The following is a 26356-nucleotide window of genomic DNA, read 5'->3' on the forward strand; positions in this document are numbered from 1 at the left end:
TGGGGCGACAGGCTACCCCACCACCCGATTATGCGCCTCAGTCGACCGGCTCGAAGAGGGCGACCGTCTCGAAGTGCTGGGTCATCGGGAACGCGTCGAACGCGCGGAGGCGCTTCAACTCGTACCCCTCGATCGCGAGGTCGCTCGCGTCCCGCGCCAGCGCGCCCGCGTCGCACGCGACGTAGCAGATCGCGCGCGGCCGGGCCTCGCCGAGCGCCACGACGACCTCGGCCCCGGCCCCGGCGCGGGGCGGGTCGAGGACCACGAGGTCGACCGAGCCGAGGTCGGGGATGATCGCGGCGACGTCGCCGTCGATCGCCCCGGCGTTCTTGAACGAGGCGAGGTTCGCGGCAGTGCGCGCGGCGGGCGCGTTCTCGACGGCGATGACGCGGCCGGTGTCGCCGACGGCGGGGGCGAGGCCGGTCGCGAAGAGCCCGGCGCCCGCGTACAGGTCCCACGCGGACTCGCCTTCGCGCGGCTGGAGGAAGTCGATCGCGGTCTCCAGGAACGTGGGGGCCGCGGCGGGGTGGACCTGCCAGAACGCGTCGAAGCCGATCTCGAACACGGTGTCGCCGACGGTCTGGTGGAGGAGCCTGGGGCCGCTCTTGTGGTGGGGGCGGGCGGTGCGGCGCAGCTGCGTGTAGACCGAGAGCTCGTCGTCGTCGGCGTGGACGACGCCCACGGCGCCCATGCCGTCCCAGTTCCGGTCGAGCACGTCCGATTCGCGGATGCGGTCGGAGGCGATGCGGCACCAGTCGATGTGGACGAGGTCGTGGGACTTGTGCTGCCGCAGGCCCGGGCGGCCGTCCTCGTCGACGGCGTACTGCATGCGGGTGCGCCATTCGAGGGGCCCGCCGGGGAGGGCCTCGACCTCGACGCCGTCGAGGAGGGCCGGGTCGATGCCGCCGATGCGGGTGAGCTGGTCGAACAGGACCTTCGCCTTGAGGCGGCGCTGGGCGTCGGGGGCGGCGTGCTGGAAGTCGCAGCCGCCGCACTTGCCGGGCCCGGACCACGGGCAGGGGGGCGTCACGCGGTCGGGGGAGGCTTCGAGGACCTCGACGGCGTCGGCGAACGCGAAGCGCTTCTTGCGGTCGGTGATCTCGATGCGGACGCGCTCGCCGGGGAGGGCGTGGCGCACGAAGTAGACCTCGCCGTCCACGCGGGCCACGCAGTGGCCTCCGGCCGCGACGTCTCCGACGGTGACGATCATGGTGTCCTTCTTCCCCCTCGGCCCGCGCCGGGTGCGGCGGGCCGCACGCAAGGATACGGGACCGTGCGATGCGGGGATCGCGCTACTTGGGGATGCGGCGCAGCGGCGGCGGCTCGGTGCTGTCGCCGAGGATCCACGGGACGGTGCAGACCATGACGCCGGGCTCGTACTTGAGCTGGCGGTGGAGGGCCTTGGTGGTCTGGTTGTGGAGCAGGCTCGTGGACCAGTTGAAGTAGCCGCGGGACAGGCGGCCGCGCTGGGGGCCGAGGCCGACGACGTACTCGGGGAGGTAGACGGTGACGACGTCCCTGGGGGCGTCGCGGCGGCGGGCCTTGACGTAGTCGACGATCGGGCCGGTGATCTCGCGGTAGGGCGAGTCGAGGACGGTGAGGGGCACGCCGATGCGGCGGCGGTCCCACTCGGCGACGAGGCGGCGGGACGCGGCGGCGTCGACGTTCACGGTGAGCGCGGTGATGGTGTCGGGCCGCGGGGCCTTCGCGTACGAGAGCATCCGCATGAGCGGCAGGTTGACGCTGGAGGCGAGGACGATCGCGTGGCTGCGCGAGGGCAGCGGCGGCTTGCCCTTGGGGAGCTCGATCTCGCCGCGCACGGCCGCGTAGTGGGTGCTGATGGCGCGCATGAGGAGGTAGCAGCCGCCGATGATGAGCACGGCGATCCAGCCGCCGCGCCGGAACATCGTGAACGCGACGATCACGAGGACGGCGGCGCACGCGAGGACCGCGGCGACGGCGGTGGCGCGGGCCCGGTGGGCGCGGGCGCGCCGGCCCGGGTCGCGTTCGACGTCGAGCACGCGGCGCCAGTGGCGGGACATCGCGGCGTGCGACAGGACCATCGAGAGGAACACGCCGACGACGTACAGGCCGATGAGCTCGTAGGCGCCGCCGCCGTAGAGGACGACGAGGAGCGCGGCGGCGACGGCGAGGATGAGGATGCCGTTGGAGTACACGAGCCGGTCGCCGCGCTTGTGGAGCTGGCGGGGCAGCAGCGAGTCCTCGGCGAACACGGACGCGAGCTGCGGGAAGCCCACGAACGCGGTGTTCGCGGCGAGGAGGAGGACCGCGGCGGTGGCGAGCATGACGGGCCACACGGCGGCGGGCGAGGAGCCGAAGACGGTGTCGGCGAGCTGCGCGAGGAGCGGGTAGCGCAGGTCCGGGTCGCTCCGGGGGTTCGCGGAGGTCTGGGCGCCGGTGAGGAATGCGAGGACCACGGTGCCGATGAACAGGGCGACGGTGGCGGCGCCGACGGTGGTGATCGCGGCGGCTGCGTTGCGCCCGCGCGGGGGCCGGAAGAAGCGCACGCGGGTCGTGAACGTCTCGATGCCGGTGACCGCCACCGACCCGGCGGCGAAGGCCCTGGCGCACAGCAGGAACAGGGCCGCGGAGGTCCACTCCTGGGCGCCTTCGCGGGCGTCCTGCCCGGCCGTGGCGGCCGTCAGGTCCTCCCCCGTCGCGAGGCGCACGAGCCCGGTGAGGACGATCGCGGCGACCCCGGCGACGAACGCGACGGTGACGGCGGCGGCGACGCGCCCGGAGACCCGCAGGCCGCGGAGGTTGAACGCGGCGAGCAGCGCGATCACGGCGGCGGCGAGCCACTCGCGCCAGGGCCGCAGGCCCGGCACCAGGGCGTCCACGGCGGCGACGGCCGCCGCGGTGGACACGGCGACGGTGAGGATGTAGTCGAGGACGAGCGCGGCCGCGGCGAGGCGGCCCGCGCCGGGCCCGAAGTTCGCGGTGACGACCCGGTAGTCCCCGCCGCCGCCCGGGTACGCCTGCACGGTGTACCGGTACGAGGCGATGACGGCGACCATGACCGCGCCGATCGCCAGGCCCGTCCACGGCGACAGCGCGAACGCGGCCGTCCCGGCGACGCCGAGGACGAGGAACACCTGCTCGGGGGCGTACGCGATCGAGGAGATGGGGTTGACCGCCAGCAGCGGGATCGCGTACCGCTTGGAGAGCACGAGGGACGATCCGCGCCCCGAGGCGAACGGCTCGCCCACCAGCAGCCGCTTGAGGACCGCCCACGACCTTGTCACGGCCGTAGCGTAGCGCCCCGCGGCGCGCCACGGGGCCGCGAGATTCCCCGCGGCCCCACTGGTGCGCGTCAGTCCCGGACGGCCGCTTCGACGGTGAGCGTCCCGGCCGCGGTGTCGAGCACCGCGCCGGTGCCGAGGGGCACCACGCGCGGGTCGAGGTCGTGGCCGATCTTCAGGCCGCCGAGCACGGGCACGCCGAGGTCCCCGAGCTTGTCGAGCAAGACCTCGTTCATGGTCCACTCGCCGGGCCGGTACTCGTCGAGGGGGTGCGGCACGAACTGGCCGACCGCGATCCCCGCGAGGCCGTCGAAATGCCCGGCCCGGATGATCCGGGTGAGCATGTTGTCGACCCGGTACCGGGCCTCCTCCACCTCTTCGACCAGGAGGATCGCGCCGTCGAGGTCGGGCCAGTTGGACCGGTCCGGCTCGGCGGCCATGAGCGACAGGTTCCCGCCGAGGAGCTTCCCGGAGGCCGTCCCGGGGACCTCGACGCCCGCCGTGGACTCGGCGGGGTCGCGGGTGAGGACGACCGGGTCGGCGGTCATGACGGCGGCCTTGAGGGACGCGGCGGTCGCGTCGGTGTTGTTCGAGGACCAGGCCATCATCGGCGAGTGGAGCGTGGGAATGCGGGTCTGCTCGGCGACCGCGAAGTGCAGCGCGGTGATGTCCGAGTAGCCGATGACGAGCTTCGGGTGGTCTTCGAGGGCCTCGACGTCGGCGCCGTCGATGATCCGGGTGGTCCCGTAGCCGCCGCGGACGGTCATGAGCGCCTTGGCCTCCGGGTGGCCCAACGCGTAGTTGAGATCGGCGAGGCGGTCCTCGTCGGGCGCGGACAGGTACCCGAACGTGTCGAGGGCGTGCTCGGTGAGCTCGACGCGCAGCCCCCAGGATTCCAGGATCGCGGTGCCGCGGGCGACGGCCGCGGCGGTGGAGGGCCCGCCGGGGGCGGGGACGACGACGAGGTCGCCGGGGACGAGCTTCTTGGGCTTGCGGCCGCGGCCTTTCGCGGCGGCGGGCGCGGCCGTCGCGGCGGCGGCGACCGCTCCGGCGGCGAGGCCGCCGATGAGGGCGCGGCGGGACAGGGACGGGTGACGTTCCATCAGGGCTCCTTTGCGGCAGAACACGTTCCATTAGCTAGACGCTTTCGGGGACCGGATGACGCAGCCCGCGCCGACATATTTCGGGGGAGTCCGGACAGGACGCGAGCGGGGCGCCGCGACCGGGGGCGCGGTAAGGTCACTGCACGTCCGATCGAGGGGTGGGGTGCCGGTGCACGTGGTGATCATGGGGTGCGGGCGCGTCGGCTCGTCCCTGGCGCGGAGCCTGGTGGAGCGCGGGCACACGATCGGGATCATCGACCAGGACCCGAAGGCGTTCCGGCGCCTCGGTCCGGACTTCGACGAGACCACGGTGCGCGGCGTCGGGTTCGACCGGGAGGTCCTCGCGAAGGCGGGGATCGGGCGCGCCGACGCGTTCGTGTCGGTGTCCTCGGGCGACAACTCGAACATCATCGCCGCGCGGGTCGCGCGCGAGAACTACGGCGTCCCCAAGGTGATCGCGCGGATCTACGACCCGCAGCGCGCCACCGTGTACGAGCGCCTCGGCATCCCCACGGTGGCGACGGTCCGGTGGACCGCCGACCGGCTGCTGCGCCACCTCGTCCCGGACGGGCAGGAGGCCCTGTGGCGGGACCCGACGGCGACGCTGTCGATGGTCGAGGTGCTGTGCGACGAGGGCTGGTACGGGACGGCGCTGGCGGTCCTGGAGCACGCGACGGGCCACCGGGTGGCGTACATCAACCGGTTCGGGCGGGCGGCGCTGCCGACCGCGTCGACGGTCCTCCAGGACGGCGACCAGGTGTTCATGCTGGTCGCCGACGGCGACGAGGCGGGGATCAAGCGGATCGCGGGCGCGGCCCCGCAGGGGGTGTCGTGATGCGGGTGGCGATCGCCGGGGCCGGGAACGTCGGCCGGTCCATCGCGTCGGAGCTGGTGGGCAACGGCCACCAGGTGCTCCTGATCGAACGGGACCCCGACTCGATGCGGCCCGAGCGGGTCCCGGAGGCGGAGTGGCTGCTCGCGGACGCGTGCGAGCTGGAGAACCTGCGCCAGGCGCACCTGGAGATGTGCGATGTGGCCGTGGCCGCGACCGGGGACGACAAGGTGAACCTGGTGGTGAGCCTCCTGTCGAAGACGGAGTTCGCGGTGCCGCGGGTGGTCGCGCGGGTGAACCGGGCCGAGAACGAGTGGCTGTTCAACGAGGAGTGGGGCGTCGACGTCTCGGTGTCGAAGCCGCGGCTGCTGGCCGCGCTCGTGGAGGAGGCCGTCAGCGTCGGGGACCTGGTGCGGCTCTTGACGTTCCGCCAGTCGCAGGCGAACCTGGTGGAGATCACGCTGCCCGTGGACGCCCCGCACGTGGGGCGGCGGGTCGCGGAGGTGCCGCTGCCGCACGACGTGGCGCTGGTGGCGATCATCCGGGGCCGGCGGGTCATCGCGCCGACGCCGGACGACACCGTGGAGGCGGGCGACGAGCTGGTGTTCGTGTGCCACGAGGACGCCGAGGACGCGACGCGCGCGGTGATGCTCGGCAAGACCCGCCTCTGACCGGTCCGTGCCGCCGGGCGCGTTTGATCGGGCGAGGCGACGAAATTTCCCCTGGTGGGGTTTACATCCGCTCCGCGCTCACGTTACATTGAAGGTTCTCAATGTTCCTATATTTTGGGAGCGCTATCATGCTCAACTTCCGAAGACGAGGCGCGGGCGGCAGAAAGCTGCGCAGCCTCATCGTCCTCATAGCCGCGCTGTTCGCGGCCGGGACCGCCGCGGTCCTGTTCGTCCAGCCCGCCTCCAGCCACGGCACCGCCATCGGCCCCTCCTCGCGGCACTACAGCTGCTGGGAGCGGTGGGGCTCGGACTTCCAGAACCCGGACATGGCCCAGGAGGACCCGATGTGCTGGGCCGCCTGGCAGAACGACCCCAACGCCATGTGGAACTGGAACGGCCTCTACCGCGAGCAGGTCGGCGGCAACCACCAGGCGGCCCTGCCCGACAACCACCTCTGCTCCGGCGGCCTCACGGGCGGCACCCGGTACGCCCCCCTGGACGACCCCGGACCCTGGAAGACCACCCAAGTGGACAACAACTTCACGTTCACCAACTGGGACCAGGCCAACCACGGGGCCGACTACTACCGGATCTACGTGACGAAACAGGGGTACGACGCGCAGACCGACGCGCTGGACTGGGCCGACCTGGAGCTGCTGAAGGACACCGGCGACATCGACCCGGGCGTCGGGCGGACCCCGCCCAGCGGCGGCGGCACGCTCGTCGACATCCCCGTGTCGGCGCCGAACCGCACCGGCCACCACGTGGTCTTCATGATCTGGCAGGCCAGCCACTTCGACCAGTCGTTCTACTCGTGCTCCGACGTGTGGTTCGGCGACGGCCAGCCCGAGGAGCCCACGAGCGGGCCCACCACGGGCGGTCCGACCAGCGGTGAGCCGACGGAGGAGCCCACCACCGGCGGCCCCGCCGCCGGGTACGCGTGCTCCGCGACGGCCACGGTCAACTCGTGGGGCTCCGGCGCCACGGTCAGCGTCAAGGTCAAGAACACCGGCACCCAGGCGATCCACAACTGGATGCTCCACTGGGCCTGGCCGAGTTCGGGCGTGACGATCAGCCAGATATGGAACGCCGAGCACTCCGTCATGGGAGGCGTCGACATGGCGTCCCCGGTCTCCTGGAACGCCGCGGTGCCCTTGAACGGCACCGTCGAGTTCGGGTTCAACGTCTCCGGTTCGCTCACGGCCCCACCGGCCTTCGAGTGCTTCCCGAGTTAGGCGGGAACGGAGAACGGCCCGGAGCGGACGCTCCGGGCCGTTCTACGCGAGTCTCAGGCCGCGTTCGGGGACGCGGCGGCCGCCTCCTCGACGGCCTTCATGTGGCGGCGCACCGCCCAGATCGTGAACGCCGTCAGCGCGATCGTCACCGGCCAGCCGCCGAACAGCGTCACCAGGCCCAGCGCGTTCTCCGCGTCGATCCAGTACAGCCAGATGCGGACCGCGTTCTTGATGATGAAGACGATCCCCCACAGGATCGTGATGCGGCTGAGGACGTCCACGAGCGGCTTGTTCTGCCGCCACTCCTTCTTGCCGCCCTGCGCCACGACCGCGTAGATCCACCCGATGACCGGGTGGCGCACCAGCGCCGAGACGATGAGCAGGACCCCGTAGATCGCGCCCTGGATGATGCCGGGGAGGTAGAAGTCCCGCGCGTCCGTGGACCGCCAGGCCAGGAACGCGCCGAGCGCGATCCCGAAGAGCCCGTTGAGGGCGTGGCGCACCGACTCCTTGCGGACCGCCCGCCAGGCCGCGATGCCGAGGGCGCTCGCGGCGGACAGGATGATCGCCCACTGGAGGCCCGACAGGGGCCCCATCTGATCGGGCAGGATCGGGTTGAGGACCACGAACAGGGTGATCGGGACGGCGGCCTCGACGACGCCCTTGACGCCGCCGAGCTGCTGGGAGAGCTGCTCGGTGAACGGCGGGAGCTCGTCCGGGTCGGCGCCGTCGCGGGACTCGGCGTCGGGTTTGCGGCTCGGCGTCTCGGTGCTCAATGCGGGCCTTCCAGTTCGGGACGGTCCGCGCTCAGGGGCGCAGCTCGTAGGTCGGGTTGAAGATCGCGAGGCGACCGTCGCCCAGCCGGCCGACCCGTCCGCGTGCGGCGAGCCTGGTCCCGGCCTCCAGGCCCACGATACGCCGTCGGCCCATCCAGACCAATGCGACCTGACCGGTGCCGTCGTACAGTTCCGCCTCCACGGACGGCGAGCGCCCGTCGGTGCGGTGCACGACGGCCCGCAGGCGCCCGGCCACGACGGCGAGCTGCCGCGCTTCCAGGTCCGCGAGCGGGACCGCGTCCGGGTCGGTCTCGCGGCGCACCTCGGCGGCGAACAGCTCCTGCTGCGGGACCGCCAGGCGCCGCAGCCAGGCGCGCAGGCCCGGGCGGGCGGGGGCGGCGTCCACTACCGCTTCGGGCGGGGCGAGGGCTTGCGGCGCACCTGCGGGCGCGGGGTGTCCCCGGCCGCGATGATCGCGCGGGACCCGTCGCCGCCCTCGGCCTTGCGCTGGGCGATCCGGGCCGCGGCCTCCTCGGCCATCTTCGGCGGGAGCTTCAGCGGCAGCGGCTCGCGCACCGGCATGGCGATGTTCCCGCGGTCGATCACCAGGTTCGTGAGGGCCTCGTCCAGCTCGGGCGCCGCGTCCTCGTCGAGGGCGCGCTGCCCCTGGAACGTGGCCTGCACGAACCAGCGCGGGCCGTCGAGGCCGCAGAAGCGCACCGTGTTGGCGCCCTTCTTCGTGGCGACCTTCGCGATGAGCTCGGTCCCCCAGCGGCCCTCGACCTCCTCGGTCTCGCCGCCCTGGCCCTTGACGGTGGCCGCGAGCTCCTCGCGGATCTCCGGCCAGATGCCCTCCGAGCGGGGGGCGGCGCGCACGAGCAGCTGGAGCGCGGACGCGCCCGTGGTGAGCAGGACCTGGCTGATGTTGCCCTTGGCGTCGGTCTGCGCCTGGAAGCCCACGCCCTTGGGGACGGGCAGTCGGATCGCTCCCAGGTCGATGCGCCGGATGTCGTCCTCGGGGGCGTCGGCGGCGTCGTAGGGGCCCTCGGTGGCCTCACGCTCGTAGGTGTCGCCGCTCTCGGCCAGCGAGTCGAGGACCGCGCCCTCAGCGGGGCGCTGCTTCTTCGACCCCCGTCGCCGTTTAAACACGTTCGCTCTCCTCTGCAAGTCGGCGGTGCCCGCCGGTGGATCCGTGGCCGCCGGTGCCGCGCTCGGTGGGCGCGAACCCGTCGACTTCGGTGAAGCGGGCTCGCACCACCGGTTGGACAACCAATTGTGCGACACGGTCGCCGCGTTCGATGACGGCGGTCCGCTCGGGATCGAGGTTCACGAGGTTGATCTTGATCTCACCGCGGTACCCGGAGTCGATCGTGCCGGGCGCGTTCACGATGGTGACGCCGAGGCGGTGCGCGAGCCCGGACCGCGGGTTCGTGTACCCGACGTACCCGTCGGGGATCGCCACCGCGACCCCGGTGCCGACGAGCGCGCGCCCGCCGGGCGCGAGCGTGACCCCCTCGGCCGCGTACAGGTCGGCGCCCGCGTCGCCCGGGTGGGCGTAGGCGGGGACGGGCAGGTCGGGGTCGAGCCGCCGGACGGCGACCGGGACTTCCGCGGTCATCGGGTTCCTCTCACTCGCGCCGCACGCCGCGGCGGGAACCGGGGGTGCGGGGATATGGTCTCAGACATGAGGAGTGGGGAACGGTACGCCGAGCGCATGAGGCTCCCGGTGGCGGGCTGGCTCGCCGTGCTGGCGCTCGCGGTGGTCGCCGCGGCCCTGTCGAACATGGGCGACATGCGCTGGTGGCGCGTGGCCGCCAGCGCGGTGGTCCTGGTCGTGCCCCTGGTCGGGGCGTGGTGGCTGGGGCGGCTCCCGGTGCGGGTGGTCGAGGAGTCCGGCGAGGTGTGGCTGCACGTGGACGACGCGCGGCTGCCGATGTCGGCGGTGGCCTCGGTCGAGGTGCTGGAGCCCGTCGCGTACTCGGACGCGCTGGGCGTGGCCCAGCACCCGCTGGCGTTCGCGGTGCAGCGGCCGTGGCTGAACCGGGGCGTGCGGATCGTGCTCGACGACCCGGAGGACCCGACGCCGTACTGGATCGTGTCCTCGCGGCGCCCCGAGCGGCTCCGTGACGCGATGCTGGCGTCCGAGCCCGCCGGGGTCTGAACGGCGGGTGAACGGGCCTCCCGGGGCAAGCGAGACGGCCCGCAGGGAGTTCCTACGAGCCGTGCGCTGTCCGAGGGGTCGTCAGTCGCGCCTACGCGCAGTCCTTGCAGATCGGCTGCCCGTTCTTCTCCTTGGCGTACTGGCTCCGGTGGTGGACCAGGAAGCAGGAGGAGCAGCGGAACTCGTCCTGCTGCATCGGCAGGACCTTGACGGAGAGCTCCTCGTCGCCGAGGTCGGCGCCGGGCAGCTCGAAGTTCTCGGCGACCTCGGCTTCGTCGACATCCACCGACCCCGATTGATCGGTGCGGCCCTTCGCGAGGGCCTCGATGCCGTCGGGTCCGGCGTTCTCTTCCTTGTCCCGGCGGGGGGCGTCGTAGTCGGTTGCCATCGTTTTCCACTCCCATTGGTTTTGCATTCGTGGCACCGGATCCGGGCTCGGGGTGCCGCCGTCGTGCTCGGGTGACACGGCGGCTCGGCTCGGGTCCGGGCGGGTTCGGTTCCTCCGTGCAGGCGGCGTACCTTACCGCGTGCAGTCCATTCCTATACACGATGCCCCCCGCTTTTTCATCCCCATTGTGGCGAGAAACACTTTCCTTACGAGGGCTGCGAGTGTACCGCCTCTCGCCCACGGAGACGACCCGCGCACGATAGCCTCTCCATGGCAACGTTTGCGGGACGTCGGATCGTCTAGGTGCCAGAAGATGAACTGCTGGGGTCAGAACACTCGGGGAGGCAAGCCGTGCGTATCGCTCGTATCCGCGCTTTGATCGTGCTGTGCGCATTGGCGCTGGTCGCTGGACTGGCCACGCTCTGGGCCATCAAGAACGACTCGCAGCTCTCCGCGAGCAGCGACTGCGAGCCGGGCGCCGTGGAGATCAAGACCGCGCCGATCCCCGACCCCTCCGAGATCGAGGTGATCGTCCTCAACGGGACGGACCAGTCCGGCCTCGCCGAGCAGGCGGCCTCGCAGCTGGAGGACCGCGGCTTCGTCGTCGTGGACACCGGCGACGCCCCCGAGACCTACGACGGCACCGCGCTGGTCCAGTACGGGCCCGAGCAGTACGCCGCCGGGCTGCACACGTACGCGTACTTCTACCAGGGGCGCGACGGGTTCGCGCTCGACTGGGACCAGCCCATCACGATCACCCTGGGGAGTGACTTCCGCGAGGTCAGGTCCGCGTCCGACGCACGGCAGTCGTTCGCGCAGAGCGGCGGCATCGAGGCGCCCGAGGGCACCTGCACGGTAGAATAGGCCGCCGTCACCCCCGACGCCTCACTGAAAATGCGGAAACACAGCTCGAAACGGCATCACGGACGGGCCGCAGGCGATTTTCGGCGCTACAATTCACGCCTGCCCGGTCGTTGTGCCGACCTGGGCTGCCGACCCAATATCCAATGCTCACCCGCTATGGAGCCCGGCTGCGCCGTGCCCGCCATTGCCTCGGAAGGTTGCTCGTGACTGACGCACGTCCCACCGGCACAGACGTCAATTCCCTGACCGACTCGCTGCTCGCTCTGGCCCGAGAGAGCAACGGGCAGCTGACGTCCGCGACGGTCGCCCAGGTTCTGGAGTCGGCGTCGGCCTCCCCCGCCGAAGGCAAGAAGGTCCTCCGCGCGCTCGCCGAGGCCGACGTCACCGTGGTCGTGGACGGCTCCTCCTCCACGCGCAAGCGCGTCCCCGCCGCCCGCACCGCCACCTCCTCCCGGACCACGACGGCCAAGGCCGCCAAGAAGACCGCGGTGAAGAAGACGGCCGTGAAGAAGGCCGCCGCAGCCGAGACCGACGAGGCCGAGGCCCCGGTCAAGAAGGCCGCGAAGAAGACCGCCGTCAAGAAGGCGGCCGTGAAGAAGACCGCGGCCAAGAAGGCCGTCGCGAAGAAGGCCGCCCCCGGCGAGGAGGAGCCCGACGAGGCCGACCTCGCCGCCGCGGCCGAGGACGACGACGCGCTGGCCGAGGCCGCCGCCGCGGCCCCCGCGAAGAAGGCCGGCCGCAAGAAGGCCGCCAAGAAGGCGACGTCCCGCAAGTCCAAGAAGGACGAAGAGGGCGACGACGAGGAAGACGGCTTCGAGTGGGACGAGGAGGACTCCGAAGCCCTCAAGCAGGCCCGCAAGGACGCCGAGATGACGGCCTCGGCCGACTCCGTCCGCGCCTACCTCAAGCAGATCGGCAAGGTCCCCCTCCTCAACGCGGCCCAGGAGGTCGAGCTCGCCAAGCGCATCGAGGCCGGCCTGTACGCCGTCGAGCGCATCAAGCAGCTCAAGGAGGCCGGCGGCGAGATCCCGACGCAGATGCGCCGCGACCTCGAATGGATCGTCCGCGACGGCGACCGCGCCAAGGACCACCTCCTGGAGGCGAACCTCCGCCTCGTCGTCTCGCTCGCGAAGCGCTACACCGGCCGCGGCATGGCGTTCCTGGACCTCATCCAGGAGGGCAACCTCGGCCTCATCCGCGCCGTCGAGAAGTTCGACTACACCAAGGGCTACAAGTTCTCCACGTACGCCACCTGGTGGATCCGGCAGGCGATCACCAGGGCCATGGCCGACCAGGCGCGGACCATCCGCATACCGGTCCACATGGTGGAGGTCATCAACAAGCTCGGCCGCATACAGCGTGAGCTGCTTCAGGACCTCGGCCGCGAGCCCAGCCCCGACGAGCTGGCGAAGGAGATGGACATCTCCCCGGAGAAGGTCCTGGAGATCCAGCAGTACGCCCGCGAGCCCATCTCGCTCGACCAGACCATCGGCGACGAGGGCGACAGCCAGCTCGGCGACTTCATCGAGGACTCCGAGGCCATCGTGGCCGTCGACGCCGTCTCCTTCTCGCTCCTCCAGGGACAGCTCCAGCAGGTGCTCCAGACCCTCTCCGAGCGCGAGGCGGGCGTCGTGCGGCTCCGCTTCGGCCTCACCGACGGCCAGCCCCGGACCCTGGACGAGATCGGCCAGGTCTACGGCGTCACGCGCGAGCGGATCCGCCAGATCGAGTCCAAGACGATGTCCAAATTGCGACACCCGTCCCGCTCCCAGGTGCTCCGCGACTACCTCGATTAGCGGGGTCCGGTTTCGCTGTCGGCATACACCGCAGGCGAACCGCCCGTCACCGCAAGGCCGGGACCTGGTGTGTATCACCCGAAAGGGTGGGTACCTGAAAGACGCGCCGGGTTGTCGATCGCCGGTTCGTGGGCTACGGTGTGGAACAACTATCCCGACCGCAAGAGCGAGTGAGCCGAGTCTCAGTCGGAACTTGTCGGGAAGGGGTAGTACAGTGCAGGCGTTGAACGGAACGAGCCGGTCAACCGGCCGACAGAACACCCGCGTCATGCAGATTGCATGACGACCGAACGCAGCGGAGGACCTGGTATGACATCCACCCTGACGCCCCCGCCCCAGACGGAGGAACGTCCGATCGCGGGCGAGCGCTGCGATCGGTGTAGCGCCGCGGCAAAGCTTCGCGTGACCCTGGCCGAAGGCGGCGACCTCGTCTTCTGCGGCCACCACGCGAACCAGTTCGCCGAGAAGCTCGTCCCGATCGCCATCGACTTCACCGCCGACCCCGAATTCGAGTGGCGCGGCACCGACCTCATGGCCTCGGAGAACTAGCCCGCACGACAGAGACTTCAAGGGCCCGAGCGGATATCCGCTCGGGCCCTGCGTCGTCCCCTGAACCCGCTACCAGGAGCGGATCGCGGCGATCCGCTCCTCCAGCTGCTCGATGGTCGCCTGCGCGCTCGGCGGGCCCCCGCACTTCGAGCGCAGCGCCGCGTGGATCTTCCCGTGCGGCTCGTTCGTGGAGAACGAGCGCGCGCCCACGAGCGCGTTCAACTGCTTGCGCAGCTTCAGGCGCCGCTGCGCGTTCGTCATCGGCGGCTCCGCGGTCTGGCGCTCCGCGACCTCCGTGCGGGCGCCGCCGCCCTTCTGCTTCGACATCTGCTCGCGCTGGCGCTTCTGGAGCAGCAGGTGGATCTGCTCGGGCGTCAGCAGCCCCGGCAGGCCCAGGTACTCCTGCTCCTCGTGGCTCCCCGACTGCACCGGCAGGCCGAACGAGCCGCCGTCGAAGATCACCTGGTCCAGCTCCGCGCTCGACTCCAGGGTCTCGCGCTGCCCGCCGAGTTCGGTGCCCTCGTTGAGGACCCGCTGCGCCTGCTCCAGCAGCAGCTCCGGGTCCTGGTCCTCCGACTTCGGCTTGATGACGTGGTCGCGGTCCTGCTCCAGGTTCTCCGCGAGCGTCAGCAGCGGCACCACGCTCGGCAGGAACACCGACGCGGTCTCCCCCGGGCGCCGCGACCGCACGAAGCGGCCGATCGCCTGCGCGAAGTACAGCGGGGTGTGCGCGTTCGTCGCGTAGACGCCGACCGCCAGGCGCGGGATGTCCACGCCCTCCGACACCATGCGCACCGCCACCAGCCACTCCTGCTCGGACACCGCGAACTTCGCGATCTTCTCCGAGGAGCCCGCGTCGTCCGACAGGACGATCGATGCGCTCTTGCCGGTGACCCGCTTCAGGATGCCCGCGTAGGCGCGGGCCGAGTTCTGGTCCGAGGCGATGATGAGCCCGCCCGCGTCCGGGATGCCCGCGGCGCGCAGCGACGACAGCCGCCGGTCCGCGGCCCGGATCACCTGCGAGATCCACTCCCCCTCCGGGTCGAGGGCGGTGCGCCACGCCTGGCTGGTGAGGTCCTTCGTCAGCGGCTCCCCCAGGCGCACGGCGAGCTCGTCGCCCGCGCTGGTGCGCCACTTCGCCTGGCCCGAGTAGGCCATGAACATGACGGGGCGGACGACGCCGTCGGCGAGCGCGTCCCGGTAGCCGTAGAGGGAGTCGGCGCGCGAGCGCTTCGCGCCGTCGTCGTACTCCTCGTAGTCCACGAACGGGATCGGGTTGTCGTCGCTGCGGAACGGGGTGCCGGTGAGCGCCAGGCGCCGCTCGGCCTCCTCGAACGCGGTCTTGACGCCGTCGCCCCACGAGCGGGCGTCGCCGGCGTGGTGGATCTCGTCGAGGATCACGAGGGTGCGGCGGGCGAGCGTGCGGCGCTTGTGCACCGCCGGGTCCGCGCCGATCTGCGCGTACGTGAGGACCACGCCGTGGTAGTCGGCGGCACTGTGGACGGCGGAGTTGCGGAACGCCGGGTCGAGCTGGATGCCGAACCGCGCGGCCGCGCCGGACCACTGGACCTTCAGGTGCTCGGTGGGGCAGACCACCGTGACGGTGTCGACGGTGCCGTCGGCGAGCAGGTCGTAGGCGATGCGCAGGGCGAACGTGGTCTTCCCGGCGCCCGGGGTGGCGACGGCGAGGAAGTCCCGCGACTGACCCCGGTGGTACGACACCATCGCCTTGCGCTGCCAGACCCGAAGCGACGGAAGCGACTCGGGCGGGGCGGCCGGGATCATGCGGGCTCCTTACGGTGGACGACGGACCCGGATGATTCTAGGCCGCGAGGCGGGTCACGTTCATCGCTCCAGAAGGATCGTGTTGGGGCCGACGTTGACACTGGAGACGCGCATCATGGCGCCGAACTTCCCCGTCTCGACGTGCGCGCCGAGCGCCCGCAGGTGGGCGGCGACGGCCTCGACCAGGGGCTCGGCCACGGGGCCGGGAGCCGCGGCGTTCCAGGAGGGCCTGCGGCCCTTGCGGGTGTCGGCGTAGAGCGTGAACTGGCTGACCAGCAGGATCGGCGCCCCGTCGTCGGACGCGGACCGCTCGCCTTCGCGGCCGTGCCCTTTGAAGATCCGGAGGCTCCAGATCTTCTCGGCGGTCCAGCGCGCCTCGTCGTCTCCATCCGTGTGGGTGACGCCGAGGAGGACGAGGAGGCCGTCCTCGATCGCGCCGACACTCGCGCCGTCGACGGTGACTTCTGCTTCGGCGACGGTCTGGACGACTGCTCTCATGCCCCCGATCCTCCCCTATGGCGCAGGCGTACGCTCGAACCAGGGTGGGCGGGCGGACTGGGAGGCACAGCGTGGGTCGGCGTGAGAAGACAGCGGTCATCACCGATGCGTCCCTCTCCCTGGAGGAGGAGCGCCGGTACCGGACCATCCGCTATGTCGTGATGATGTCCATCCGAGGCTTCCTGGTGATCCTGCTCGGCATCCTCGTCATGGCCGACGCGCCGTACCTGTGGCTGTGGCTGCTGTTCGGCGTCGCAGGCATGGCGGTGCTCCCGTGGCTGGCGGTGCTCCTGGCGAACGACCGCGTCGTCAAGCGCCCCGGGCGGTTCTTCCACCGGCAGCGGCGGGCCGAGACGCTCCCCGCGCCCGACCGGCCGATGATCGATTCCGAGTAGGCGATCCCCGCGTGGCCCCGCCGCCCTCGATCAGTTCGGGGTACGGAACTTCTGCGTGGCAATATTGAGGGATATTGCCCGCGCGATGAGGAGTGAGCCAACGTGAGCGGACTTCCCGAGACCGGTACCGGCGGTCTGGACGGCGGCGGTTCGACCCTGCTCGAAGAGCAGACCGAGACCCAGCCGAACTACACCTACGAGGACGGCGACGAGGAGCGCTTCTCGCACTACGTCCCGAAGGACAAGCTCATGGCCGCGATGGTCGACGGCGTCCCGGTGAAGGCCCTGTGCGGCAAGATGTGGGTCCCCACGCGCGACCCCGACCGGTTCCCGATCTGCCCGCAGTGCAAGGACATCTACGAGAAGATGCGCAAGTAGCGCGAAGCGCGGCTCTCACCTTCCTCCGGAGCGCCTGTGTGACGCGGGCCGGGCTGCTATAACGCTCGTGTGACCACTGCGATCTCTGGATTCGAGCCGACGAGCATGAGCCTCGTCGCGGAGCTGATCGGCACCGCGGTGTTCGCCGCCTCCGGCGCGAGCGCCGCGGTCGGCAAGCGCCTGGACCTGTTCGGCGTGGTCGTGATCGGCACCCTCTGCGCGCTCGGCGGCGGCGCCGTGCGCGACATCCTCATCGACGCCAAGCCCCTCGTGCTCACCGACTGGCGGTACCCGCTCGTCGCGGTCCTCGCGTCCCTCGTGGTGTTCCGGTTCCACCCCGCGCTCTCGCGCATGCGCCCCACCATGCTGGTCCTCGACGCGGCCGGGCTCGCGCTGTTCACCGTGGTCGGGACGTTGAAGGGCCTGGACTACGGCTTCGCGGTCTACGCGGCTTGCATCGTCGGAGTACTCTCCGGTATCGGCGGCGGCATCCTGCGCGACATCCTCGTCCAGGAGATCCCCGCGGTCCTGCGCGAGGACTTCTACGCGATGGCCGCGGTGATCGGCGCGATCATCGTCGCCGTGGGCGCCCGGTGGGAGTCGCAGATCGGCCACTGGACGCTCATGCTGATCGCCATCGCGACGATCTTCGTTGTACGGATGGTGGCCATCAGGTATCGCTGGCAGGCCCCGAAGCCGAATATCTGATCGTGTCTCCCGGGTTCGTGCCACCCTTCGAGCCGGGGGATCGCAAAGCGAGAAAACCGCTGCAAGCTGGTAAACCCGAGCCCGGTGCCCGCCGGGCCCGGTGCGGGGCCCCTCCCGCACGGGGGGATTGCAGCGAAAGGCGAAACCGATGGCACCTGTCGACAGCATCCGTCAGCGACCGGCCCAGCGACCGGCGCAGCGCGCGACCGAGTACTCCGGCGACCCCGTGCGCGCCTATCTCAACGGCATCGGCAAACACCGCCTGCTCACCGCCTCCGAGGAGGTCGAGTGCGCCAAGGCCATCGAGGCCGGCCTCATGGCCGAGTGCCGCATCTGCGAGACCACCGACCCCGACCGCCGCTCCGACCTGGCCCGCGTCGCCGCCGACGGCCGCGCCGCCAAGCAGCGGATGCTGGAGTCGAACCTCCGCCTGGTCGTGTCCGTGGCGAAGCGCTACTCCGGCGCCGGGATGAGCCTGCTGGACCTGATCCAGGAGGGGAACCTGGGCCTGATCCGCGCGGTCGAGAAGTTCGACTACCAGAAGGGCTACAAGTTCTCCACGTACGCCACGTGGTGGATCCGCCAGGCCATCAACCGGGCCGTCACCGACCAGTCCCGCACGATCCGGGTGCCCGCCCACACGGTGGACCAGATCAAGCGGATGAACCGGGTGCGCCAGGACCTCATGGCCGAGCTGGGCCGCGAGCCCCGCTACGAGGAGATCGCCCGCGAGCTCGACACGACCCCGGGCAAGGTCCTGGAGCTCATGTCCTACGACCGCGAGCCGGTCAGCCTCGACCAGACCGTCGGCGAGGACGACTCCACGGCCCTCGGCGACCTCGTCGCGCACCTCCCCCGCGAGAACGCCGGCGACGACGCGGTGTCCTACGCCCTGCTGCGCCGCCACATCGCGAACGTCCTCGCGTCCCTGCCCGAACGGGAACAAACCGTCCTCCGCCTGCGTTTCGGTATCGACGACGGGCGCCAGCGCACCCTCGAAGAGGTCTCCGCGGACTTCGGCCTCTCCCGCGAGCGGGTCCGCCAGATCGAGAAGAACGCGCTGCACCGCCTCCGCCAGCCCGACTACGCGGGACGGCTCGCCGACTATGTGGCCTGATCGCCGTATACCATTGGTGCAGACAGGGGGTCTGGCGGCTACTTGACCCACCCCGCCCGGTGCCCTGCGGGCGGACAGAGTGAAGGAACGAAGCTGTGACCACGGACCTCGTCGACACCACCGAGATGTACCTGCGCACCATCCTCGAACTTGAAGAGGAGGGCGTCCCGGCGCTGCGCGCCCGGATCGCCGAGCGGCTGGAGCAGAGCGGTCCGACGGTCTCGCAGACCGTCGGCCGGATGCAGCGCCACGGCCTGCTGAACGTGAAGAGCGACCGTCACCTGGAGCTCACCGAGGAGGGCCGCCGCCAGGCGGTCGCGGTGATGCGCAAGCACCGGCTCGCCGAGCGGCTCCTGGTCGACGTCATCGGGATGTCCTACACCGAGGCGCACGACGAGGCGTGCAAGTGGGAGCACGTCATGAGCGACACCGTCGAGAAGCGCGTGTACGAGCTGCTCCAGCACCCCACGCGGTCCCCGTACGGCAACACGATCCCCGGCCTGGGCGAGCTGGACGCGAACGCGCCGTCCGACGCGCGCGAGGCCGACGAGCGGCCCCTGAGCGTGGTGTCCTCCGGCGCGAAGGTGCGCGTGACGCGCCTGTGCGAGTCGGCGCAGACCCACCCGGACCTGCTGAACGCGCTGCACGAGGCGGGCGTGGACCCGGGCGCGGAGATCGCGGTGGACCGCCAGGACGGCGAGGTCGCGGTGACCTCCGGGACGCGGACGCTGCGCCTGTCGGTGGACGACGCCGCGAAGATCTTCGCCGTTCCTGTCGTTTAGTCCGAATTCGTTGCGGCGCAAGCTGTTTCGCGGGGACCGTCGTGTCTTTCAAGCGCCTGACTGAGTCTTGACCACGGGACTACCGGGGCGTAGGCTGGCCAAAGCGTTGGAAACGGTTTCAACTGCGCGGTAGCTCCGCTCCCGGAGCCGAACGCCTGAAACCCCCCGAACTGCACTCCGCACCTGAGCGCCCTCCTTGCACCCCCGGCAGGGAGGGCGCTCGCGTGTGCGGGGAGGCGGAACGGCCGCCGGACCGGGGTCCGGCGGCCGTTCTCGGAAGTGCGGTTACCCGGCGGCTTCGGCCTGGGCCGTCGAGATGCCGACGGCGAGCTGCGCGAAGCCGTCCACGAGGCCCTCGACCGCGGCTGGGTCGGTGTCCACGGGCGTGGTGTAGCGCATCTCGAAGATGGTGCCGCCGTCGTACCAGCCCATCTCCAGGGCGGGGCCGGCGCCGGTGTCCTCGGTGTGGACGATCCAGTAGGCGGCCTCGCCGAGGCCGGTGACCTCGGAGGTGCCGTCGGCGAGCTCTTCCTCGTAGACGTCGACGGAGGCGTCGGTGCCGATGATGAAGAGCGTCAGGTCCGGGTAGGCGGCCTCGCCGGTCTGGACGGCGCAGGTGAGCTGCGCGGGCGCGTCCTCCCCGGCGTCCTCGCCGGGCCCGCCGGACGCGAAGCGGAAGTCCTCGCCGGTGGTGGAGTTGAGGAGCGCGGAGTCGATGAACGGGCAGGCGCCCGCGGCGTCGGCGAGGTCGAGCTCCACGGGCTCGGTGCCCTCCTCGGACGCGGACTCCTCGTTGGCGGCCGTGTCGAGCGGGCCCTCGTTCTCGGGGGTCTCGTCGCTGCACGCCCCGAGGGCGAGGAGCAGGGCCGCCGGGGCGGCGATCAGGAGTCGCTTCATGATTCCTCCCCGCGGGCGACCTCGCGGCCGCGTGCGGTCCAGTCGCTCCAGGATCCGATGTACACCGGGGGCGTCGGCAGGCCCGCGGCGGTGGCGGCGAGCGCGCTGCGGGCGGCGCCGACCCCGGAGCCGCAGTAGAACGCGGGCTCGGGGACGGCCTCGTAGCGGGCCCTGATGCGGTCGATGTCGTTCAGGTCGTCCTCGGCGAGGAACAGGTTGACCGCGCCCGGGACGTGCCCGGCGACGGGGTCGACGGGCTCGAACTCGCCGCGGTAGCGCTCGGGGCTGCGCACGTCCACGAGGCGGTGCTCGGCGGCCCAGGCGGCGGCGCCGTCGGCGTCGAGCACGGGGAGGCCGCCGGGGCGCACGGTCACGTTGCCCGCAGGCCGTTGCGGGACCTGGGTCTCCAGGGGGAGCCCGGCCTCGTTCCAGGCGGCGAGGCCGCCGGTGAGGACGCGGACGTCCTCGATCCCGGCCCAGCGGAGCGTCCACCAGGTGCGGGCGGCGGACATGCCGTCGCCGCCGTCGTAGACGAGCACGGGGGTGCCGTCGTCGATCCCGGCGGCGCGCAGGACCCCTTGGAGCGCTTCGGGATCGGGCAGCGGATGGCGGCCGCCTACCGGGCCCACGGGCCCGCAGACGTCCCTGTCGAAGTCGAGCCAGACGGCCCCGGGCAGGTGCCCCGCGGCGTACTCGGCTTCCTTGGAGTCGCCGCCGAGCGTCCACCGGACGTCGATGCGGACCGCGTCGGTCCAGGCGGCGGCCTCGACTGCGTCGATGAGTGGCCTCATGGGTCCCAGGTTATAGGAGGTGCGCGTTCGGCTCTGCGGCCGCCGCCTCGAATTCGGGCATCACGGTCACGACCACCCCGTGCTCCCGCAGAAAGGCGTCCCCGCCGGGCGCGGCCACGAAGTTGGCGGGCTCGGGCATGGCGTACGCGACGCGGACGAGTCCGGCGTCCGCGAGCAGGTGCGCGCAGGGCGCGGGCCGGGAGGCGCGGCGGGCGCAGGGCTCCATTGACGAGTAGGCGACCGCGCCGCGGGCGGCGGGGCCCGCGTGGCGGAGGGCGACCTCCTCGGCGTGGTCGTGCGGGTCCTCGGCGCGCGACCAGCCCTCGCCGACGACGAGGCCGTCCTTGACGACGACGGCGCCGACGCTGAACGCCGTGGCCGAGGGCGGGCAGCGCAGTGCCAGCTCGCAGGCGCGGCGCATCCACCTCGCGTCGTCCACATCGGACTCGTTGGCGGCGTTCGGGGCCGGGCCGTTCGGGTGCTGCACGGGCCCTACCGTACCGGCAGCGGGCGCGACAGGGCGGCAGCCCGCGGGCGTTGCCGCTTGCCGATACCATGTGGGAGTCCCCCGACACTCCAGTCACGGTTGCGTGCGCGCGGCGCAGTCCCGACAGTCGTCTTCGAGTTGAGGTGCAGCAGTTTTGGCCGTCCAGTCCCCTCCAGCCCCGACCCAGGCGCCGCCTGCCGCGGGCCCGCCGGCCCCCGGTGCGGCGCCCGGCCGGTGGACCGACCGGGTCGCGGCCGCGCTGCGGCAGACGCCCGGCCAGCTGCGGGGCGTCCTCGTGGTCCTCGCCGTCCTGATCCTCGGCGCGGGGGTCACCGGCATGACCTCGATCCTCGCGAAGTCCGCGGTCATCGAGGAGACCACCAGCCAGTCCGGCCGCCTCTCGGTGGCCGCGCTCCAGCTGTACCAGGCGCTCTCGCAGGCCGACGCGACCGCGGCGTCCTCGTACCTGACGGCGGGCACCCCGTCGGAGGAGATGAACGAGACGTACCGGACCGCGCTGCGCGACGCCACCGTGGCCCTCGCGACCGCCGCCGGCGAGGTCAAGACCGCCGAGGACGTCGAGCTCGTCGCCCAGCTCAACGCCCGCCTGCCCGTGTACACGGGCCTGGTCGAGACCGCCCGCACGTTCAACCGGCTCGGCGAGCCGGTCGGCGCGACCTACCAGGAGCAGGCGTCCACGCTCATGCGCCAGGAGATGCTCCCCTCGGCGCACACGCTCCAGGAGAACGCGCTCGCGCAGCTCACCGAGTCCCGCGACGGCGCCGCGGCGTTCCCGTGGGCGGCCGCGGCACTGGTGATCGCGGCCCTCGGAACACTCGTCTGGGCGCAGCTGTGGCTCACCCGCAAGACCAACCGCACGTTCAACCTCGGGCTCGTGGGCGCCACGGTCCTGCTCGTGGTGTTCGCCGGGTGGCTGGCGATGGCGTCACTGGCGTCCGCGGGCCACACGAACCGGTCGCACGAGGAGGGCTCGGGCCCGCTCGAACTGCTCGCGCAGGCCGAGATCGCGGCCCAGCAGGCCCGCGCCGAGGAGTCGCTCCTGCTCATCGCCCGCGGCGAGGACGACGACGCCGCGACCCGCTACGCCGAGCACATCGAGGAGCTGACCGCCGACGGCGGCCTGTTCGACCAGCTCGACGCGGCCTTCGCCGACGACGCCGGGCTCGGCGCGAAGGTGGACGCCGCCCGCGACGCGGCCACCGCGTGGAGCAACGGCCACGGCGAGGTCGTCAAGCTCGCCCAGGAGGGCAACTACACCGAGGCCGTGGCGCTCGCCGTCGGCGACGACGAGGCGAGCCTCCAGACCTCCTTCAACGGCCTCAACGCGGCCCTGACCGAGGCCACCGAGACCAGCGCCGACAGGTTCGTCGACGCGACCCTCGACGCGCAGCGGACCCTCTCGGGCGCCGCCGCGGGCCTCGCGGCCCTGTCCCTGGCCGCGCTCATCTGCGCGGCCGTCGGCATCCAAGTCCGAGTGGCGGAGTACTACGCATGAACCGAACCGGAAGAACCGCCGCCGCGTTCGCCGCGGCCGCGTGCCTCGCCCTCGCCGCGTGCTCCGGCCCCGCGAGCATGGAGCCGCCGAGCATCGACGTGCCGACGCCGCTCCCCGACGGGATCAACTTCTCCCCCGACGCGAGCCCCGCCGACACCGACGTCAGCTGCGACCCGCTGTCCTCCTACTCCCCCGGCGCGGTCACCGCCGAGCAGGCGCGCGCGCTGCTGGAGAACCCCGAGCAGATCAGCATCGGCATCAGCCAGTCCACGAACCTCATGGGCTACCGCGACCCCGAGACCAACGACCTCGCGGGCTTCGACATCGACATCGCCGAGGCGATGGTCCAGGCCGTCATGGGCGACGCGACGAAGGTCCGCTGGGTGCCCATGAACTCCGCCGAGCGCGAGCAGGCCCTCGCCGACGGCCGCGTCGACATGGTCGTGCGGACCATGTCGATCAACTGCGAACGGTGGGAGAACGTCGAGTTCTCCACCGAGTACTACCACGCGGGCCAGCGCCTCCTCGTCGCGAAGGACTCCGGGATCACCGGCCTCGCCGAGATGACCGCCGACCAGCAGGTGTGCACCGGCGCCAGCTCCACCTCCGTGGGGAACATCGCGGCGGTGAACCCGGAGGTCCAGCCGGTCACGGTCCCGGACTTCAACGACTGCCTGGTGCTGCTCCAGCAGGGCACCGTCGACGGGGTCGCGATCGACGACACGATCCTCGCGGGCATGGCCGTGCAGGACCCGACGCTCCAGGTCGTGGGGGACGCGTTCTCCGAGGAGCACTACGGGATCGCGTTCCAGAAGGGCGACACGGACCTCGCGCGGTTCGTCAACGGGGCGCTCGCGGACATGATCGCGGACGGGCGCTGGCAGGCGTCGTACGACGCGTGGCTGGCCGGTCCGCTCGCGACGGGCCCGGCCGCGCTGACCACGCAGTACCGGGATTAGGGGAGCCGATGAGCGACCAGCAGCCGCCGCCCGAGCACACCCAGCGGTACATGGCGGGCCAGTACCAGCAGCCGCCGACCGAGGAGAGCGACACGCTCGCGGTGCGACGGCGCATGTCGACGCCTCCGGCGGTGCCGCCGCAGCCGGGCTTCGCGCCCCCGGGGCCCTCCGGTCCGGGGACGGCGGCGCTGTCGCCGCCAAGCCTCACGGCACCCGTCGGGCCGCCGCAGGCCCACGTCGCGCAGTCGCAGCAGGTGGTGCCCGCGAACGCGGTCGCCTCCCCGCCGCCCGCGCCGTACCGGGCCCCGGCCGCGCCGCTGCCGCAGCCGATCACCGGGCCGGTGACGCGGTCGACGACGTCGAGCACGCGCCAGCGCGGGGGCCTGTCGGACATGCCGCCGGTGCCGCCGCGGGACCCCGCCGAGGCGGTCATGGCCTCGCCGCAGGTGTCCGAGCACAAGCGGTTCTGCTCCTCGTGCGGGAAGCCCGTGGGGCGCCCGCAGGCGGGCCGCACGGGCCGCGTCGAGGGCTTCTGCCCGTACTGCCGGGCTCGGTACTGGTTCACCCCGGCGCTGGCGCCGGGCGACCTGCTGTCGGACCGGTACGAGGTGCTGGGCGCGATCGCGCACGGCGGGCTCGGCTGGATCTACCTGGCGAACGACCGGAACTTCGCGGACGACCTGACGCAGCGGTGGGTCGTCATCAAGGGCCTGATCAACACCTCGGACGAGGACGCGATCGAGGCGGCGATCAACGAGCGGCGGTTCCTGGTCGGGATCGACCACCCGAACGTGGTGGACATCCACGACTTCGTGACGGCCGCGGACCCGCGCTCGGGGCAGCTCCAGTCGTACATCGTGATGGAGTACATCGCGGGGAAGTCCCTGCGGGACATCAGGGACGCGAGCGACGCGGAGGGCGAGAGGAAGCCGCTGCCGCTGGAGCAGGTCCTCACGTACACGGCGGAGCTGCTGCCCGCGTTCAGCTACCTGCACGACCGGGGCCTGCTGTTCTGCGACTTCAAGCCCGACAACGTGATCCACGTGGAGACGTGGCTGAAGCTCATCGACCTCGGGGCCGTGCGGCACGTCGAGGACATGGAGTCGGCGATCTACGGGACGCCCGGGTACTCGGTGCCGAACGACGAGATCCTCTCGGTGGGCCCGTCGGTGACCTCGGACCTGTACACGATCGGCCGCTCGATGGCCGTGCTGGCCTTGGACTTCAAGGGCTTCACGACGACGTACCGGGACCACCTGCCGCCGGCGTCGGAGGCCCCGCAGTTCGCGGAGTACGGGTCGTTCCACCGGCTGCTGATGCGCGCCACGCACATCGAGCCGCGCTCGCGGTTCCAGGACGCGGACGACATGCGCACGCAGGTGCGCGGGGTGCTCCACGAGGTGCAGTCGATCCAGCGCGGGGAGCCGCGCTCGGAGCCGTCGACGCTGTTCTCCGGTGAGCAGTCGGTGTTCGGTGAGCCTGACGTGGAGTACGACGTCCACGCGGTCGGCGACCCGTTCGACGTGGCGCACGCGCTGCCGACGCCGATGGTGGACCTCGCGGACCCGATGGCCGCGTTCCTCGCGACGCAGCAGGCGACGGACGTGAACGGCATCCTCACGGAGCTGAACTCGGCGCCGCAGCAGAGCCCTGAGGTGCAGCTGCGGCGGGTGCGCACGCTCGTGAACGCGGGCGAGCTGCACCAGGCCGCGGCGGTGCTCGACCAGTTCGCGCAGCGCGAGGGGAACACGTGGCAGGTGACGTGGCTGCGGGGGATCATCTCGCTGCTGGCCGCGGACTTCGCCACGGCCGCGGCGCATTTCGACGCGGTCTACTCGCACCTGCCCGGAGAGCTGTCGCCGCGCCTGGCGCTGGCGGCGTGCGCGGAGCTCGCGGGCCGCGCCGACCTGGCGCTGCCGCACTACACGCGGATCTGGGCGTGCGACCACCGGTTCGTGTCGGCCGCGTACGGCCGGGCGCGCCTGCTGGACCTCGAAGGCAACTCGACGGACGCGATCACGGCGCTGCACCAGGTCCCGAAGACCTCCGCGCAGTACGGGATCGCGCAGACCGCGGCGATCCAGACGGCGCTGCACTCGCGCACGTCGCCGCCGTCGCTGCTGGACCTGCACCACATGGCCGGGCGCCTGGACGAGCTGAAGCTCGAACCGCGGCGCCGGCACCTGGTGTCCACGCGGATCCTGCACCTGGCGCTGGACACGGTGCAGCGCACCGGTCCGGCCGCGGAGCCGCCGGTCTTCGGGGCGCGCCCCGAGGAGCGCGAGCTGCGCCTGGCGCTGGAGCGGGCCTACCGGGACCTCGCCCACGCCTGCACCCGCAGGGAGGACCAGGTGTACTACTTCGACCTGGCCAACCGCCACCGCCCCCGCACGATGCTGTAGCGA

The 26356-nt window shown here is 71.8% G+C and carries 28 protein-coding genes; 15 read left to right on the forward strand and 13 right to left on the reverse strand.

All coding sequences use genetic code 11. The features are described 5' to 3' along the window. Positions 1-37: 37 nt before the first annotated feature. From AB0A65_RS07440 to AB0A65_RS07450, 3 genes are all read right to left on the reverse strand, one after another. A complete protein-coding gene (locus tag AB0A65_RS07440; protein ID WP_359947802.1) occupies positions 38-1210 on the reverse strand; it encodes a TRAM domain-containing protein in 1173 nt (390 codons plus the stop codon). A gap of 82 nt (positions 1211-1292) precedes the next feature. Then, the gene (locus AB0A65_RS07445) at positions 1293-3266 is read right to left on the reverse strand and encodes an amino acid permease (protein ID WP_359947805.1); all 1974 of its coding nucleotides are present in this window, start codon (positions 3264-3266) and stop codon (positions 1293-1295) included. A 68-nt stretch (positions 3267-3334) separates the two neighbouring features. Continuing rightward, the gene (locus AB0A65_RS07450) at positions 3335-4366 is read right to left on the reverse strand and encodes an LD-carboxypeptidase (protein ID WP_359947808.1); all 1032 of its coding nucleotides are present in this window, start codon (positions 4364-4366) and stop codon (positions 3335-3337) included. Between the two features lie 169 nt (positions 4367-4535). Here AB0A65_RS07450 and AB0A65_RS07455 point away from each other — a divergent pair, with 169 nt between their 5' ends. From AB0A65_RS07455 to AB0A65_RS07465, 3 genes are all read left to right on the forward strand, one after another. Further along, on the forward strand, positions 4536-5201 hold the full coding sequence (locus AB0A65_RS07455) for a TrkA family potassium uptake protein (protein WP_359947811.1): 666 nt from the start codon (positions 4536-4538) through the stop codon (positions 5199-5201). Further along, complete coding sequence (locus AB0A65_RS07460) at positions 5201-5869, forward strand: TrkA family potassium uptake protein (protein WP_359947813.1); 669 nt, start codon at positions 5201-5203, stop codon at positions 5867-5869. Before AB0A65_RS07455 ends, AB0A65_RS07460 begins: the two co-directional genes overlap by 1 nt. Before the next feature lie 128 nt (positions 5870-5997). Then, complete coding sequence (locus AB0A65_RS07465) at positions 5998-7104, forward strand: lytic polysaccharide monooxygenase (protein ID WP_359947816.1); 1107 nt, start codon at positions 5998-6000, stop codon at positions 7102-7104. A gap of 53 nt (positions 7105-7157) precedes the next feature. Here AB0A65_RS07465 and AB0A65_RS07470 read toward each other — a convergent pair whose 3' ends face one another. Genes AB0A65_RS07470 through dut form a run of 4 tightly spaced genes read right to left on the reverse strand, consistent with a single transcriptional unit; the run spans position 7158 to position 9498 of the window. Next, the gene (locus AB0A65_RS07470; RefSeq protein ID WP_359947819.1) at positions 7158-7880 is read right to left on the reverse strand and encodes a DUF3159 domain-containing protein; all 723 of its coding nucleotides are present in this window, start codon (positions 7878-7880) and stop codon (positions 7158-7160) included. Positions 7881-7911: 31 nt separating this feature from the next. After that, positions 7912-8286, reverse strand: coding sequence for an OB-fold nucleic acid binding domain-containing protein (locus AB0A65_RS07475; RefSeq protein ID WP_359947822.1), 375 nt, complete (start codon positions 8284-8286; stop codon positions 7912-7914). Next, positions 8286-9029: a DUF3710 domain-containing protein gene (locus AB0A65_RS07480; RefSeq protein ID WP_359947825.1), complete on the reverse strand. Its 744-nt coding sequence runs from the start codon at positions 9027-9029 to the stop codon at positions 8286-8288. Before AB0A65_RS07480 ends, AB0A65_RS07475 begins: the two co-directional genes overlap by 1 nt. Continuing rightward, positions 9022-9498 (reverse strand): dUTP diphosphatase, encoded by a 477-nt coding sequence (gene dut, locus AB0A65_RS07485; RefSeq protein ID WP_359947828.1) that lies wholly within the window; start codon positions 9496-9498, stop codon positions 9022-9024. Before dut ends, AB0A65_RS07480 begins: the two co-directional genes overlap by 8 nt. Before the next feature lie 66 nt (positions 9499-9564). Between dut and AB0A65_RS07490 the strand changes: the two genes are divergently transcribed. Next, on the forward strand, positions 9565-10041 hold the full coding sequence (locus AB0A65_RS07490; RefSeq protein WP_359947831.1) for a DUF3093 domain-containing protein: 477 nt from the start codon (positions 9565-9567) through the stop codon (positions 10039-10041). Positions 10042-10132: 91 nt separating this feature from the next. Here the strand turns inward: AB0A65_RS07490 and AB0A65_RS07495 are convergent, their stop codons facing one another. Then, positions 10133-10429, reverse strand: a complete 297-nt coding sequence (locus AB0A65_RS07495; RefSeq protein WP_359947834.1) for a DUF4193 domain-containing protein — start codon at positions 10427-10429, stop codon at positions 10133-10135. 351 nt (positions 10430-10780) lie between these two features. Between AB0A65_RS07495 and AB0A65_RS07500 the strand changes: the two genes are divergently transcribed. The 3 genes from AB0A65_RS07500 (at position 10781) to AB0A65_RS07510 (ending at position 13638) form a co-directional block, all read left to right on the forward strand. Continuing rightward, positions 10781-11293, forward strand: a complete 513-nt coding sequence (locus tag AB0A65_RS07500) for a LytR C-terminal domain-containing protein (protein WP_359947836.1) — start codon at positions 10781-10783, stop codon at positions 11291-11293. Between the two features lie 143 nt (positions 11294-11436). Continuing rightward, positions 11437-13089 (forward strand): RNA polymerase sigma factor, encoded by a 1653-nt coding sequence (locus AB0A65_RS07505; protein ID WP_359947839.1) that lies wholly within the window; start codon positions 11437-11439, stop codon positions 13087-13089. Between the two features lie 309 nt (positions 13090-13398). Next, a complete protein-coding gene (locus AB0A65_RS07510; protein ID WP_091053111.1) occupies positions 13399-13638 on the forward strand; it encodes a hypothetical protein in 240 nt (79 codons plus the stop codon). A gap of 69 nt (positions 13639-13707) precedes the next feature. On the opposite strand, the gene AB0A65_RS07515 is transcribed toward AB0A65_RS07510, so the two are convergent. Both AB0A65_RS07515 and dtd read right to left on the reverse strand, forming a co-directional pair. Next, on the reverse strand, positions 13708-15423 hold the full coding sequence (locus AB0A65_RS07515) for a DEAD/DEAH box helicase (RefSeq protein ID WP_359947843.1): 1716 nt from the start codon (positions 15421-15423) through the stop codon (positions 13708-13710). A gap of 60 nt (positions 15424-15483) precedes the next feature. Then, positions 15484-15921 carry a D-aminoacyl-tRNA deacylase gene (gene dtd / locus AB0A65_RS07520; protein WP_359947846.1) on the reverse strand — a complete coding sequence of 146 codons (438 nt, stop codon included), beginning with the start codon at positions 15919-15921 and terminating at the stop codon, positions 15484-15486. Between the two features lie 71 nt (positions 15922-15992). Between dtd and AB0A65_RS07525 the strand changes: the two genes are divergently transcribed. From AB0A65_RS07525 to AB0A65_RS07545, 5 genes are all read left to right on the forward strand, one after another. Beyond that, a complete protein-coding gene (locus AB0A65_RS07525) occupies positions 15993-16316 on the forward strand; it encodes a DUF3099 domain-containing protein (RefSeq protein WP_359947849.1) in 324 nt (107 codons plus the stop codon). Positions 16317-16451: 135 nt separating this feature from the next. Continuing rightward, on the forward strand, positions 16452-16694 hold the full coding sequence (locus tag AB0A65_RS07530) for a DUF3039 domain-containing protein (RefSeq protein WP_359948686.1): 243 nt from the start codon (positions 16452-16454) through the stop codon (positions 16692-16694). Between the two features lie 69 nt (positions 16695-16763). Next, positions 16764-17402 (forward strand): TRIC cation channel family protein, encoded by a 639-nt coding sequence (locus AB0A65_RS07535; protein ID WP_359947852.1) that lies wholly within the window; start codon positions 16764-16766, stop codon positions 17400-17402. Between the two features lie 148 nt (positions 17403-17550). Then, complete coding sequence (locus AB0A65_RS07540; protein WP_359947855.1) at positions 17551-18519, forward strand: sigma-70 family RNA polymerase sigma factor; 969 nt, start codon at positions 17551-17553, stop codon at positions 18517-18519. A gap of 95 nt (positions 18520-18614) precedes the next feature. Then, positions 18615-19301: a metal-dependent transcriptional regulator gene (locus AB0A65_RS07545; RefSeq protein WP_359947858.1), complete on the forward strand. Its 687-nt coding sequence runs from the start codon at positions 18615-18617 to the stop codon at positions 19299-19301. Positions 19302-19586: 285 nt separating this feature from the next. Here AB0A65_RS07545 and AB0A65_RS07550 read toward each other — a convergent pair whose 3' ends face one another. The 3 genes from AB0A65_RS07550 to AB0A65_RS07560 are packed head-to-tail and all read right to left on the reverse strand — an operon-like array spanning position 19587 to position 21476. Further along, entirely contained in the window at positions 19587-20198 is a 612-nt protein-coding gene (locus AB0A65_RS07550) for a hypothetical protein (protein ID WP_359947860.1), read from the reverse strand. Continuing rightward, complete coding sequence (locus AB0A65_RS07555; RefSeq protein WP_359947863.1) at positions 20195-20989, reverse strand: sulfurtransferase; 795 nt, start codon at positions 20987-20989, stop codon at positions 20195-20197. The genes AB0A65_RS07550 and AB0A65_RS07555 overlap by 4 nt, the downstream gene beginning before the upstream one ends. Before the next feature lie 10 nt (positions 20990-20999). Further along, entirely contained in the window at positions 21000-21476 is a 477-nt protein-coding gene (locus AB0A65_RS07560) for a deaminase (RefSeq protein ID WP_359947865.1), read from the reverse strand. Between the two features lie 154 nt (positions 21477-21630). Between AB0A65_RS07560 and AB0A65_RS07565 the strand changes: the two genes are divergently transcribed. From AB0A65_RS07565 to AB0A65_RS07575, 3 genes are read left to right on the forward strand one after another with little or no spacing between them, the layout of a single operon-like run. Further along, positions 21631-22992, forward strand: a complete 1362-nt coding sequence (locus AB0A65_RS07565) for a hypothetical protein (protein WP_359947868.1) — start codon at positions 21631-21633, stop codon at positions 22990-22992. Continuing rightward, on the forward strand, positions 22989-23951 hold the full coding sequence (locus tag AB0A65_RS07570) for a glutamate ABC transporter substrate-binding protein (protein ID WP_359947871.1): 963 nt from the start codon (positions 22989-22991) through the stop codon (positions 23949-23951). Before AB0A65_RS07565 ends, AB0A65_RS07570 begins: the two co-directional genes overlap by 4 nt. Before the next feature lie 8 nt (positions 23952-23959). After that, entirely contained in the window at positions 23960-26353 is a 2394-nt protein-coding gene (locus tag AB0A65_RS07575) for a tetratricopeptide repeat protein (protein WP_359947874.1), read from the forward strand. Positions 26354-26356 lie beyond the last annotated feature (3 nt).

The organism is Glycomyces sp. NPDC047010 (assembly GCF_040644205.1).
In the GTDB taxonomy this organism is placed as follows: domain Bacteria; phylum Actinomycetota; class Actinomycetes; order Mycobacteriales; family Micromonosporaceae; genus Glycomyces.

Coding starts and splice junctions, on each gene's coding strand:
- AB0A65_RS07575 (WP_359947874.1), top strand. CDS start 23,960: ATGAGCGACCAGCAGCCGCCGCCCGAGCACACCCAGCGGTACATGGCG.
- AB0A65_RS07465 (WP_359947816.1), top strand. CDS start 5,998: ATGCTCAACTTCCGAAGACGAGGCGCGGGCGGCAGAAAGCTGCGCAGC.
- AB0A65_RS07570 (WP_359947871.1), top strand. CDS start 22,989: ATGAACCGAACCGGAAGAACCGCCGCCGCGTTCGCCGCGGCCGCGTGC.
- AB0A65_RS07515 (WP_359947843.1), bottom strand. CDS start 15,423: ATGATCCCGGCCGCCCCGCCCGAGTCGCTTCCGTCGCTTCGGGTCTGG.
- AB0A65_RS07510 (WP_091053111.1), top strand. CDS start 13,399: ATGACATCCACCCTGACGCCCCCGCCCCAGACGGAGGAACGTCCGATC.
- AB0A65_RS07550 (WP_359947860.1), bottom strand. CDS start 20,198: ATGAAGCGACTCCTGATCGCCGCCCCGGCGGCCCTGCTCCTCGCCCTC.
- AB0A65_RS07540 (WP_359947855.1), top strand. CDS start 17,551: ATGGCACCTGTCGACAGCATCCGTCAGCGACCGGCCCAGCGACCGGCG.
- dtd (WP_359947846.1), bottom strand. CDS start 15,921: ATGAGAGCAGTCGTCCAGACCGTCGCCGAAGCAGAAGTCACCGTCGAC.
- AB0A65_RS07440 (WP_359947802.1), bottom strand. CDS start 1,210: ATGATCGTCACCGTCGGAGACGTCGCGGCCGGAGGCCACTGCGTGGCC.
- dut (WP_359947828.1), bottom strand. CDS start 9,498: ATGACCGCGGAAGTCCCGGTCGCCGTCCGGCGGCTCGACCCCGACCTG.
- AB0A65_RS07490 (WP_359947831.1), top strand. CDS start 9,565: ATGAGGAGTGGGGAACGGTACGCCGAGCGCATGAGGCTCCCGGTGGCG.
- AB0A65_RS07555 (WP_359947863.1), bottom strand. CDS start 20,989: ATGAGGCCACTCATCGACGCAGTCGAGGCCGCCGCCTGGACCGACGCG.
- AB0A65_RS07460 (WP_359947813.1), top strand. CDS start 5,201: ATGCGGGTGGCGATCGCCGGGGCCGGGAACGTCGGCCGGTCCATCGCG.
- AB0A65_RS07505 (WP_359947839.1), top strand. CDS start 11,437: ATGCTCACCCGCTATGGAGCCCGGCTGCGCCGTGCCCGCCATTGCCTC.
- AB0A65_RS07450 (WP_359947808.1), bottom strand. CDS start 4,366: ATGGAACGTCACCCGTCCCTGTCCCGCCGCGCCCTCATCGGCGGCCTC.
- AB0A65_RS07495 (WP_359947834.1), bottom strand. CDS start 10,429: ATGGCAACCGACTACGACGCCCCCCGCCGGGACAAGGAAGAGAACGCC.